At 69.3% G+C, this 9,188-nt stretch carries 17 protein-coding genes; 5 read left to right on the top strand and 12 right to left on the bottom strand.

Annotated features, from left to right (window positions below):
• Positions 1-274: 274 nt before the first annotated feature.
• Positions 275-901 carry a GntR family transcriptional regulator gene (locus ACFVYK_RS26520; protein WP_389778307.1) on the top strand — a complete coding sequence of 209 codons (627 nt, stop codon included), beginning with the start codon at positions 275-277 and terminating at the stop codon, positions 899-901.
• A gap of 196 nt (positions 902-1,097) precedes the next feature.
• Here the strand turns inward: ACFVYK_RS26520 and ACFVYK_RS26515 are convergent, their stop codons facing one another.
• Positions 1,098-1,331 carry a hypothetical protein gene (locus tag ACFVYK_RS26515; RefSeq protein WP_389778305.1) on the bottom strand — a complete coding sequence of 78 codons (234 nt, stop codon included), beginning with the start codon at positions 1,329-1,331 and terminating at the stop codon, positions 1,098-1,100.
• Between the two features lie 161 nt (positions 1,332-1,492).
• Between ACFVYK_RS26515 and ACFVYK_RS26510 the strand changes: the two genes are divergently transcribed.
• Both ACFVYK_RS26510 and ACFVYK_RS26505 read left to right on the top strand, forming a co-directional pair.
• Complete coding sequence (locus ACFVYK_RS26510) at positions 1,493-1,750, top strand: GntR family transcriptional regulator (RefSeq protein WP_389778303.1); 258 nt, start codon at positions 1,493-1,495, stop codon at positions 1,748-1,750.
• 34 nt (positions 1,751-1,784) lie between these two features.
• Positions 1,785-1,964 (top strand): hypothetical protein, encoded by a 180-nt coding sequence (locus ACFVYK_RS26505; protein WP_389778301.1) that lies wholly within the window; start codon positions 1,785-1,787, stop codon positions 1,962-1,964.
• Between the two features lie 89 nt (positions 1,965-2,053).
• Here ACFVYK_RS26505 and ACFVYK_RS26500 read toward each other — a convergent pair whose 3' ends face one another.
• Positions 2,054-2,275, bottom strand: coding sequence for a hypothetical protein (locus tag ACFVYK_RS26500; protein WP_389778300.1), 222 nt, complete (start codon positions 2,273-2,275; stop codon positions 2,054-2,056).
• A 23-nt stretch (positions 2,276-2,298) separates the two neighbouring features.
• Between ACFVYK_RS26500 and ACFVYK_RS26495 the strand changes: the two genes are divergently transcribed.
• Positions 2,299-2,637 (top strand): DUF6233 domain-containing protein, encoded by a 339-nt coding sequence (locus tag ACFVYK_RS26495; RefSeq protein WP_389778298.1) that lies wholly within the window; start codon positions 2,299-2,301, stop codon positions 2,635-2,637.
• A 45-nt stretch (positions 2,638-2,682) separates the two neighbouring features.
• On the opposite strand, the gene ACFVYK_RS26490 is transcribed toward ACFVYK_RS26495, so the two are convergent.
• From ACFVYK_RS26490 to ACFVYK_RS26465, 6 genes are all read right to left on the bottom strand, one after another.
• Positions 2,683-2,817 carry a hypothetical protein gene (locus ACFVYK_RS26490; protein WP_389778297.1) on the bottom strand — a complete coding sequence of 45 codons (135 nt, stop codon included), beginning with the start codon at positions 2,815-2,817 and terminating at the stop codon, positions 2,683-2,685.
• Positions 2,814-3,263 carry a DUF5949 family protein gene (locus tag ACFVYK_RS26485; RefSeq protein WP_389778295.1) on the bottom strand — a complete coding sequence of 150 codons (450 nt, stop codon included), beginning with the start codon at positions 3,261-3,263 and terminating at the stop codon, positions 2,814-2,816. Before ACFVYK_RS26485 ends, ACFVYK_RS26490 begins: the two co-directional genes overlap by 4 nt.
• Positions 3,260-3,475, bottom strand: coding sequence for a hypothetical protein (locus tag ACFVYK_RS26480; RefSeq protein ID WP_389778294.1), 216 nt, complete (start codon positions 3,473-3,475; stop codon positions 3,260-3,262). The genes ACFVYK_RS26485 and ACFVYK_RS26480 overlap by 4 nt, the downstream gene beginning before the upstream one ends.
• A 62-nt stretch (positions 3,476-3,537) precedes the next feature.
• Positions 3,538-4,359: a helix-turn-helix domain-containing protein gene (locus ACFVYK_RS26475; RefSeq protein ID WP_389778292.1), complete on the bottom strand. Its 822-nt coding sequence runs from the start codon at positions 4,357-4,359 to the stop codon at positions 3,538-3,540.
• A gap of 596 nt (positions 4,360-4,955) precedes the next feature.
• A complete protein-coding gene (locus ACFVYK_RS26470; protein WP_389778290.1) occupies positions 4,956-5,984 on the bottom strand; it encodes a tyrosine-type recombinase/integrase in 1,029 nt (342 codons plus the stop codon).
• The gene (locus ACFVYK_RS26465) at positions 5,981-6,205 is read right to left on the bottom strand and encodes a hypothetical protein (protein ID WP_389778288.1); all 225 of its coding nucleotides are present in this window, start codon (positions 6,203-6,205) and stop codon (positions 5,981-5,983) included. The genes ACFVYK_RS26470 and ACFVYK_RS26465 overlap by 4 nt, the downstream gene beginning before the upstream one ends.
• Before the next feature lie 197 nt (positions 6,206-6,402).
• On the opposite strand from ACFVYK_RS26465, the gene ACFVYK_RS26460 reads away from it, so the two are divergent.
• Entirely contained in the window at positions 6,403-7,026 is a 624-nt protein-coding gene (locus ACFVYK_RS26460; RefSeq protein ID WP_389778287.1) for a hypothetical protein, read from the top strand.
• Between the two features lie 264 nt (positions 7,027-7,290).
• Here ACFVYK_RS26460 and ACFVYK_RS26455 read toward each other — a convergent pair whose 3' ends face one another.
• The 4 genes from ACFVYK_RS26455 to ACFVYK_RS26440 form a co-directional block, all read right to left on the bottom strand.
• Positions 7,291-7,620 carry a hypothetical protein gene (locus ACFVYK_RS26455; RefSeq protein ID WP_389778286.1) on the bottom strand — a complete coding sequence of 110 codons (330 nt, stop codon included), beginning with the start codon at positions 7,618-7,620 and terminating at the stop codon, positions 7,291-7,293.
• Positions 7,617-8,000, bottom strand: a complete 384-nt coding sequence (locus ACFVYK_RS26450) for a hypothetical protein (RefSeq protein WP_389778284.1) — start codon at positions 7,998-8,000, stop codon at positions 7,617-7,619. Before ACFVYK_RS26450 ends, ACFVYK_RS26455 begins: the two co-directional genes overlap by 4 nt.
• Before the next feature lie 66 nt (positions 8,001-8,066).
• A complete protein-coding gene (locus ACFVYK_RS26445; RefSeq protein WP_389778282.1) occupies positions 8,067-8,270 on the bottom strand; it encodes a hypothetical protein in 204 nt (67 codons plus the stop codon).
• A gap of 17 nt (positions 8,271-8,287) precedes the next feature.
• Positions 8,288-9,169: an endolysin gene (locus ACFVYK_RS26440; protein ID WP_389778281.1), complete on the bottom strand. Its 882-nt coding sequence runs from the start codon at positions 9,167-9,169 to the stop codon at positions 8,288-8,290.
• Between the last annotated feature and the right edge of the window lie 19 nt (positions 9,170-9,188).

Below are 9,188 nucleotides of genomic sequence, written 5' to 3'. Positions count from 1 at the left end.
TCAACGAGCGACCACCTCGCGCAGCATGCGAAATAGTTCACCCGTTCGGGTGGATACCCGCTCCGTCTTGCCGGGTATCCGGGTGGGCTGACCGCTTTCATCGAGGGGTGCGCAATGTGCGACCAGCCGCTCGGCCTCGCGGAAACCTGAACTCCGCGGTGCCGAATCCTCAACTCTTCAACTGTCAACGCCCTTGGGCGGGTCTGGATATATCCAGCCTGGGTCGGTGTGCCTAGCTTCAGACCTCACGTCATGATCGACGCCAGGGGTCCCGATGCCAGAAGCGCGCCACCGGCGCATCGCCGCTGACATCCGCCGCCGCATCGCCGCCGGCCAATGGCGGCCGGGGCAGGCTCTCCCCTCGCGTGCCGAGCTAGCTTCCGAACTCGGCGTGCATCCCCAGACAGTGCGCCTCGCCTACGTCCTCCTACGCCGCACCGGCGTCCTGGAGGGCGAGGAGCGTAAAGCTGTGTATGTGGCGCATCCTCCTGCTATGCGCACTCTCACCGACCCGGACGCCGAGTGGCCGCACTCCAGCGAGACCACCGACACCCGCCCTCGGACTGCCACGGTGGAACTTGCCGAGCGGCTTGGCGTCCACGTCGGTGCGACCCTGCAGCACGAGACCGTCGAATGCCTGGACCCGGGCGGCCGGTCGGCGATGCTGGTGTCGTCGTGGTGGCGCGGACGACGCCAGCCGCATGCGTCCTACGCGGCCGAGCTGGGGTGCGCAGAGCTCACGGCGGAGCAGGCTCACGCGCTGGGCCTGCTCGTGGATGCCGTGGCCTTCCGCGTCGTTCGCACTCGCTTCGACCAACACGGCCGCCCCCTGGAGACTTCTGATCTCATCCTGCCGATGGATCGCTGGCTCGTTCGGTTAGCGCCCATGCGTGAGCAGTGAGCGCTTTCGTCCCTGGCGTGTGGGGCGCCTGGTGTCACGAGTAAAGCCCACTTTTGGCCGTGAGTGAAGGTGTCCCATGCAGGTTGTTTGACTTTCTGTTCATGCGCCGTCCACCTAGGTAACCGCAGGTCGAGCCCTGGCCAAACGTTCCTGCTGGTAACACGGCGGGACGCGTGGTGGCCGTGGCCGGTTTTCGTCAGCCGGTCTCGTTCGCCAGCTGGTCGAAAGCGTCATCGGCGAGCGCCTTCCAGGCCTTCCACAACCGCCCGGCGTCCGCGCAGGTGCGGTCGACGTCGCGGCAGGCGTCGCAGGCGATGGCGTGCCCGGCGTAGGCGCCGTAGGCCTGCTGGACGGGGCTGAGGCGGCTCGCGGCGGCTAACGGCGGCCGGCCGCCTTGGGCTGGCGGGTACGGGTCTCTACGCTCGTCCATGTCGACGGCTCCTTCGTCGTCCATGCCCCCGGGCCGGTCGCACGGTCGCGGGGGTCTGTGCAATTGCAGGCTACCCCTCCACACTGCTCCATACCGCTACATGCAGCAGTGTGCCGCTACCGGGCGAGGTGCGGTGTGGGCTGCGGCTCTACGTTCGAAGCATGGGTGATCAAGAGCCTGTAGTGGATCCCGGTCGGCCGGTCTACGCCTACGTGCAAGTCGCCGACCACATCGCCGCACAGATCGAGGCGGGCACGCTGCCAGCGGGCGCGCGCCTGGAGGGTGAGCGGGAGCTGGCGGAGAAGCTCGGCGTCGCGGTGGGGACGTTGCGGCGCGCCATGGACGAGCTGCGGTCGCGCGGTCTCGTCGTCACCCTGCCGGCGAAGGGTAGCTACATCGCTGACCCGGCCAGCTCATAGCCCGGTGTCAGACCCCGGATCTAGACTGATCGCCATGTCCCCCACTCCCCCGCCTGAGGGTGTCGTGCGGTCCGCTGCGGAGCTGAACGCGGCGATCCGCGCGCTGTGGTCGCATCCGGCCGCGCGGCTCACCGACGAGCAGCGGGAAGAGTACCGGCGGCTCCTCGCCGAGCTGCGGCAGGTCGAGCAAGGGGACGTGGCCACCGCGGCTTGACGTCACAGCGCCCCGCCGGGCATCACTCCGACGGGGCGCTCTCTGAGTAGTTGCCCTAGTCCGCAGACACGAACAACGATGCGATCAGGCTACTCCCGGCCACTGACAGCGCCGGGCCACTCGGTCAGCGTCTCGCCCGTCCCCTCGTCAACGAGGGTGACGCGAGCGTCGGGGAGGCTGCCGTGCTCGCCGATCCAGGCCGTCCATTTCCGTCGGGCTGTGGCCTCGCTCGCCCACCAGCCGTGCTGCATAGGCCGGCCGCCGGAGAAGAGGGTGAGGTGGAAGCGGGGACCGCCGGATTGCTCGTTCACCCCACCATCCTAGAATCGAACGCATGCACGACTTGCCGCCGGACCTGCCGCGCCTCCGCACCCTGGAGACGTGGCTCGTGCTCACTCTCGACCGCGTCCGGCAGCAGATCGCCGACGCCGAGCGCCGCGAGCAGGAGCGCCAGCGCGGGGAGCAGGCCCGGCCGCCCGCGCCCGACTGGCTGCTGGAGATGGGGCTCAACCGCGACTCCCCCCCGAACATGATCCACGTCGGCGGCTGCCACATGGCGGGCAAGCGGTCGCGCGGGATCGGGCGCGCGGATGCGCTGCGGTGGCTCGCCGAGGGCGTGGTCGCCTGCACGCACTGCCGGCCCGACAGCGAGCTGGGGTACCTGGGCGGGTAGCGGGCGTAGACGTGCCGAGGCCCCGCGCGTGGCGGGGCTTCGGGTTCAGTACTCGCTCTCGCGGTCCCAGCAGCGGACATCCATCGGTTCGCCCGTGATCGTGTCGGAGTACACCATCCCGTGGATCGGTTTCTGGCAGACGCAGCAGATCTTCTTTTGCTCGCCTTCTTCGCCGATCATGACGTTTTCACCGGCACCAGGCCCAGGGAGAACTGTCCGGCGTCCACGCTCCGGTCGCAGTGCTCCTCAACGCCCAGTGCTGAGCTGAGCGGGAGATAGGTGAGGGTCAGGACCACCTCGCCGCGCCGCTGTGCGACGGCGCGCCATTCCGCGCTTCCGGGGTGCTGGACGCCCTCACCGTTGGGGAACCGAAGATCGATCCACCCGTCCGCGGTGAACGTCACGTGCGTGTCAGCGGACGGCTGCTCCGTCATGGTGCCCGCCTGCGGATTCAGGCCGAGCACCTTCGCCACGGCAGGCATCACCTCGGAAGCGGTTGCCCCCGTGGATCCGTCTCCGGGAGTGCCGACGTAGACGAACGCGATGTCTTGCCCGTCGCGGGGATCGGTGCCGATCCAGCCGGACATGATGATCTGCCCGAAGAGGCCTTCCAGCGGGTTGGTCATGCGTCATCCCTCGTGGTGGTGATGTCGGTGCGGGCGCCCTGGCCGGGGCGGGGCCAGGATTTGACGGCGGCAGCGTCCCACACGGGGGTCCGGCCGACATGGCGAATGGGTCGTGGGGCTCGCTTCCTGGCGACGTATCCGTGCCAGGTGCGGACCTGTACGCCCCAGGCCTGCGCGCACTGCGTGGCGGTCCACTCCTCAACAGCGTTCATGCGTGCTCCTATGATCAGTAGGCGGTCCCGCCCACTATCGATGGGCGGGACCGTCCTGCTGGTCAGTAGTCGCCCTTGAGCGACGTGATGTACATGGACGCCTCGGCCTTGGACAGCGTCTCGATGCCGGCGCGGTCGGTCGGCCCGGTGAAGAATCCGCCGCCTTCCCCGGAGCGGTCGCGGGCGGCCAGGAGCTGGAGGATGTAGTTGACCTGCCGCTCGGTGGCCAGCTCGCCTTTCTGCTGACGGGCGGCGTCCAGCTGGGCTTTGCGTGCCTCGCGGACGGCGTCCTCGGCGGCCTTGATGGCGTCCTGCTCGGCCTTCTTCTGGATGCGCTGGGCTGCCCCCTCGGTGTGCTGCTTGGCCCAGGAGATGAGGATGTCTGCTTTGGCGGTGTCGAACGGGTCGGTGTCCGCGTTGATCCTCATGTCGAGGTTACGCGGGTCGCCTTCGGGGGCGCCGGTGATCCGCCAGTAGGTGGATCGGTCCATACGGCCCGCGCGGGGGATGGTCTTCTCGATGCGGTAGCCGCTGTCGGTGTGCTCGTAAAAGTACGCGTAGAACTCGGCGGCTTTCTTGCTGAAGAAGGTGGCGTCCCAGATGCGGGAGTCCTTGCCGGGTCCGAAGCCGGCAGGGGTTCCGTCGGTGCGGACGATGGTCCAGGTGGTGTGCTCCTGGCGGTACTGGACTGTGGTGCCCTGTTCGATGCGGTAGGTGGTCATGCGGTCCTTCCTGTGTCCGATCTCGATGCGACGGGCGAGGGAGGCGGGGTCGATGGTCCAGCGGCCGGCCTGCTTGGTGGCGGTGATGACGCCTCGGCGGCACCAGGTGCGGATGGTGTCGGCGGTGACTCCGGCCTGGATGGCTGCGGTGGTGGTGTTCATCGTTTCCCCCTGGCTCCCTCTAATGCCTCCAACCTTACAGTCTGAGACTGTAAAGTCAAGGCGGTGGCGAGTCCGGTGCAGAACAAGGTGAAAATGCCCCGACCAAGAAGGCCGGAGGTCGATCTCGCAATGACGTGAGGCGCCGACAGTCGTCAGGCAAACGCCGCAAGGCCTCCCGTGGGGAGCCGGGAGGGGCGGCGGGCCCCGCCGCAACGGCAACGCGCGGCAGGACCCGAGAGGGGGCCTCCACCTGGGAAGCGACGGCACCCACCCCCACACCATGCACCAGAATCCGGCCAGTTGGATAGATCACGGCCGGAAGTCATCGGGGCGAACACTCAGAAGCCCGCCAGGACGGGGGAGGCCTGGCGGGCGTGCGGTCAGTCTCGCACGACCCCGTGACGGGACGACCAGGTTCCGCGTACCGTGTCGGGGCGGCCACCGCAGTTCGCAGCCACCTCCGGGTGGTGCCCTTCGGGGCGCTCGGTGGCCGCACCTACGTTCCCGGGGAGGCGCGATGAGCGACACGTGGTGGGGCTAGAGCCCGCACAGCACAACGCCCCCGCAGCCGACCGGCTGCGGGGGCGTTGCCGTGTTCAGGCGTCGCCCTGCTGCAGTCGCTCCCCCAGCTTGGCGGCCAGCTGGTAGGCGGGGTGGTTGTCGAGCTGGCGACGGCGCCGGTTGTACCGCTGGGTGGTGCGCGGGTCGGAGTGGCTGACCGCATCTTGCACGTCCTGCAACGGCACTCCGTTGGCGAGGTTGTCGGTGATGAACTGGTGCCGCAGCGTGTGGGGCTTGATCGTGGCGGCTTGCGGGATGCCGGCGCGGCGGGCGAGGACGCGGAGGTGCTTCCAGACTTCGGGCTGCGTCCACCGGCGGCCGGAGTCCGTGGCGAAGAGGGGCCCGTCGGTGCGGTCGCCGAGGTAGGCGAGGAGCGCATCGAGGGCGAGCGGCGGCACCGGAGCGGGCCGCTTCTTGCCGCCCTTCTGGGTAAGGGGCAGGGTGCGGTGTCCTCGGTCGTAGCCGAGCTGGTTGGCGTCGAGGGAGAGCAGCTCGTCGACGCGGGCGCCGGTGAGGTAGAGCAGCATGACGAGGGCGTAGGAGCGGGGTGCCCAGTCGCGGGCGGTCTGGATGAGCCGGGTGGTCTCGTCGTCGGTCATGCCTTCGGTGGGGCTGTAGTCGGGGTCGACGTAGGGCCGGTTGACGGCAGCGAACGGATCGCTGTCGACGGCTTGGAGGCGGGCGGAGTAGGTGTAGAAGGACCCGGCGGCGGCGAGGGCTTGCGCCTGGGTGGTCTCGGCTGGTGGCCGTCCGTTGCGGGTGGGCATCTTGGCGAGGTGCTTGGCGTAGGCGTCGGCGAGCGGCAGCTTCGCTTGGAGCGGGTGGATGCCGGTGCTGCGGGCGTACTCCTCCCACGCCTTGAAGGTGCGAACGTAGGCGCGCCGCGTGTGGCGGGACTTCTGCCGGGCAACCCACCCTCCGGCGATGGTGGGGAGCGGGTCGCGGTCGCCGTAGATGGCGGTGAGGTGGTCGGCGAGGGCGCGGGCTTCGTCAGGCCAGTCGTCGCGGGGGTCGTGCCGGTCGGTCGACAACTCCGCCGACTGGCGCGGGACGAGGGCGGTCACCGCCGGGCGGCCTGGATCTCGTCGGCGGTGACCGTCTCGAAGTGCCACCACCGGCCGCCCTCCCACTGCTCGACCTTCGCGGCATCAGCAGGGCTGTCGCCTCCGAGGCACGTCCGGACGAACTCGAAGGCCTTCGCCTCACTGGTGAACGAGGAGGTGGCTGTCACCTCCGGGCCGGTCACGGTCACCCGCCACGGCTTGGACGGCTTCCTGGTGGTCATGACTGACATCCTCTCAGTATGGGATAACTGTCATTATCAACCATAGAGTTGAGTGATCGCCAGGGATTCTGGACCGTGCTACGTGTGGGTTATCGAGAGCCTGGGCATTCCCAGCCGTGTCACGGCTCGGTGACGGACGGCTACTTGTAGGGTTCACGTGCCCTACGGTGCTTGGACGTTCAACCTGTGGGGGACACATGCGCATCCGCACCACCGCGGCCACGGCCGCCCTACTCCTCGCCGCGCTCACCGCATGCGGCGGCAGCGGCAACGACGACGCGACCGCCGAGACGAAGCCGAAGCCGGCGGGCGCTCCAGCGAGCGCCGCGCCGACTCCTGGCCAGGTCGAGAAGGGTCTGAAGCTCGGCCAGCCAGCCCAGACCACCGGCGACGGCGGCACCGGCGTCCTGGAGATCACGCCTGACACGGTCGTGTTCGCGAAAAAGGCGGGCGACCAGGCGCCGAAAAACGGGGTGTTCGTCATCGTCACGATGAAGGACAAGGCGGTGACCGCGGTGGCCGCCGACGAGCCCGCGCCCATCACCGGCGGGGGATGGAAATGGATGGCCCCCGACGGGCAGATGATCGGCTGGGACAGCGGCGACTCGTCGATGGTGACCCTCGACAAGTACAACGAGGCGGACCCGGTGCAGCCGGGCGGCTACCAGTGGCGGTCGCAGGTATTCGACCTGACCACGGCTCAGGCGAAGGGCGGCACGCTGATCTACATCGACGGTGAGGAGAAGGCGTTCCGCTGGGAGATGCCGGCGGCGGATGCCGGACCGAACCTGGCCGAGGTGAAGAAGCAGCTGGAGTTCTAACGCCGGACGCAGCGAAGCGCCCCGCCCCAGCCGAGGCAGGGGCGGGGCGTTGTCAGTCTTCGTCGTCGGGCGGCCAGTCGGGTTCGCGGAACGGGCGCGGCGACAGCCAGAACGGCGGCTGGTCGTCGCCGTCGCCCCCGGTCACGTCTTCGCCTTCGGGGTCGGCGGGGCGGTCGCCTTGCCGAGCGCGACAAGGGACGCCACGTCAGCGGCCCCGTCCTGCCGGCGCGGGGTCACGGCCTGCGGGGTGGGTGCAGCCATGGATCACACTCCAGTTCGGTTGTACTCGTCCACCAGAGGATGCGGGGCAGGGGGATCCCCTACCGGGTTCCGGGACCAGCGGCGAAGGTCGTCGAAGGACCAGGAGAACGCCCGCACGATCGACTCCAGCCGCGACTGCCGCACCCGCAGCTGCTCGTTCTCCTTGTCAACCCGCGCGACGGTCGCCTGCAGGACGGCGAAGTCCTGCGCCTTCGCGGCGGGCGCCGACTGGATCGCCGCCGCAGTCCGCGTGCCCCGGTACGTGAACCAGCCGGTCACGGCAACGCCGATCAATGTGATGCCCGCCCCGACCAGTCCCCAGATTCCGTTCATCCGGGTCTCCCCTCAGCCGCCTGGCCGAGGGTCCGGGGTGGTCCGGCATCAGGCGGGACTCGTGACGCGCACCAGATCACCCCACAGTGCGATGTGATGTACCAGCCGAACAGCCACAGCCCTCGCGGGTAGTCGCCGAGGATCCCGGCCCATCCGTAGGTGAACGCCCAGAACGCGGGCGGGATGCTCGCGGTGACGAACCCCAAGCCGTCCCGGCCGAAGCGCAGCCAGGCGGAAGAGAAGGTGGCGGCGCCGCAGACGATCCACACCCACGCCCAGCAGTGGATCGGCGCCCACCGGGTGAGCATGCCGAGCCCCTGGGTGATGGCCGGCGGTTCGAAGATGAAGCTGGCGCCGAAGCAGACCTTTCCGATCCCCATGAAGACGAGGAAGGGCCCGCGGTTGCCGAGGTGCCCGCTGAACCAGCCGGCCGCCCGGCAGGGCACTCAGACCGCCGTCGGTCCGGTCGGCGTGTCCGTCGGCGGCCGGTTGGGCACCGCGTAGGTGATCCCCCACGCGCCGAGCACGGCGAGCACGGTGGTGACGACCTCGCCGGTGGTGAACACGTTGTCCTGCGCGGCGGTGACCGCAGCTGCCGATCCCGCCGCGATGCCGGCGATGAGCGACTTGGCGATGCTGGCGATTCTCATGGGAGGGTCCTTCCAGGTCAGGTGGTGACGGTGAAGCCGTGCCGGGCGGCCAGCAGCTTGAGGGATTTGGTGCCGGGGATTCCGTCGGCGTCGGCGCCGGTGTAGCCGCCGCCAGCCGGGGAGCGCTGCCAGCGGGCGTAGGCCGCCAGGGTCTTGGTGCCGTAGCTGCCGTCGATGTAGTCGGCGGCGAGGAGGCCCTCGGCCTTGAGCGCCTTCTCGACGAGGAGGACCTCGGCTTTGAAGGTGGTGTGGCCGTCGGCGGCGGGCGGGTCCTTGCGGGCCGCGGCGACGACGTGCGCCAGCGAGACCTTCGGCTTCGTGGCCGGCTGGACTACCGGAGCCGCGAAAAGGTCCGGCATCGGTCCCGGGTCGACATGCGAGTTGCCGGGAACCTGGTTGTGCCCGTAGTGGCCGCCCAGCTTCAGCCAGGTGTCGGCGGAGACGGTGTCGCGGGCGAACCCGGTCGGTGCTCCGCCGGGCCACGCGTCGACGACCCCCAGGCTGCGCAGCCAGACCATGATCTGATCCAGGCCCTTGCACGGGGTGTCGCGCACGGTGGCGTAGCGCTTCCCGTTGACGGTCTCGCCCTCGGTGAACACCGTCTCGATCTGGATGCAGTACTTGCCGGTGCGGTTCGTCTTCAGCGTGCCCGCGTTCTGCAGGGACAGCGACCGGGAGTCGGCGGGGAAGAACTGGGCCACCTCGCCCGTGAACGGCTCCCACAGCAGGTGGGGGGCCACGTCGGCGCCGCCCCCGGTGAAGTAGCCGAGCTCGTTTTTGAACGTCCAGTCCTTGGCGTTGCTGGTGATGTGCCAGACGGCGCGCGCAGGGCCGCCGTTCATGGCGCCGGTGTTGCCGACGGCGTGCCGGGTCGCGCCCGGCATCCAGAGGTCAGGCATGGGCCCTCCCGGGCATGAG

Source organism: Streptomyces sp. NPDC058291, from assembly GCF_042880855.1.
Classification (GTDB): Bacteria; Actinomycetota; Actinomycetes; order Streptomycetales; family Streptomycetaceae; genus Streptomyces.
The sequence above is the reverse complement of the archived record's forward strand: the minus strand, read 5'-3'. Positions and strand labels throughout refer to the sequence as shown.

What these genes read in the sequence shown, in the direction of transcription:
- ACFVYK_RS26445 (WP_389778282.1), bottom strand. Translation starts at nt 8,270, where the DNA reads ATGAGAATCGCCAGCATCGCCAAGTCGCTCATCGCCGGCATCGCGGCG.
- ACFVYK_RS26505 (WP_389778301.1), top strand. Translation starts at nt 1,785, where the DNA reads ATGTCCCCCACTCCCCCGCCTGAGGGTGTCGTGCGGTCCGCTGCGGAG.
- ACFVYK_RS26480 (WP_389778294.1), bottom strand. Translation starts at nt 3,475, where the DNA reads ATGAACGCTGTTGAGGAGTGGACCGCCACGCAGTGCGCGCAGGCCTGG.
- ACFVYK_RS26455 (WP_389778286.1), bottom strand. Translation starts at nt 7,620, where the DNA reads ATGAACGGAATCTGGGGACTGGTCGGGGCGGGCATCACATTGATCGGC.
- ACFVYK_RS26520 (WP_389778307.1), top strand. Translation starts at nt 275, where the DNA reads ATGCCAGAAGCGCGCCACCGGCGCATCGCCGCTGACATCCGCCGCCGC.
- ACFVYK_RS26485 (WP_389778295.1), bottom strand. Translation starts at nt 3,263, where the DNA reads ATGACCAACCCGCTGGAAGGCCTCTTCGGGCAGATCATCATGTCCGGC.
- ACFVYK_RS26450 (WP_389778284.1), bottom strand. Translation starts at nt 8,000, where the DNA reads ATGGGGATCGGAAAGGTCTGCTTCGGCGCCAGCTTCATCTTCGAACCG.
- ACFVYK_RS26495 (WP_389778298.1), top strand. Translation starts at nt 2,299, where the DNA reads ATGCACGACTTGCCGCCGGACCTGCCGCGCCTCCGCACCCTGGAGACG.
- ACFVYK_RS26490 (WP_389778297.1), bottom strand. Translation starts at nt 2,817, where the DNA reads ATGATCGGCGAAGAAGGCGAGCAAAAGAAGATCTGCTGCGTCTGCCAG.
- ACFVYK_RS26465 (WP_389778288.1), bottom strand. Translation starts at nt 6,205, where the DNA reads ATGACCACCAGGAAGCCGTCCAAGCCGTGGCGGGTGACCGTGACCGGC.
- ACFVYK_RS26475 (WP_389778292.1), bottom strand. Translation starts at nt 4,359, where the DNA reads ATGAACACCACCACCGCAGCCATCCAGGCCGGAGTCACCGCCGACACC.
- ACFVYK_RS26440 (WP_389778281.1), bottom strand. Translation starts at nt 9,169, where the DNA reads ATGCCTGACCTCTGGATGCCGGGCGCGACCCGGCACGCCGTCGGCAAC.
- ACFVYK_RS26515 (WP_389778305.1), bottom strand. Translation starts at nt 1,331, where the DNA reads ATGGACGAGCGTAGAGACCCGTACCCGCCAGCCCAAGGCGGCCGGCCG.
- ACFVYK_RS26460 (WP_389778287.1), top strand. Translation starts at nt 6,403, where the DNA reads ATGCGCATCCGCACCACCGCGGCCACGGCCGCCCTACTCCTCGCCGCG.
- ACFVYK_RS26510 (WP_389778303.1), top strand. Translation starts at nt 1,493, where the DNA reads ATGGGTGATCAAGAGCCTGTAGTGGATCCCGGTCGGCCGGTCTACGCC.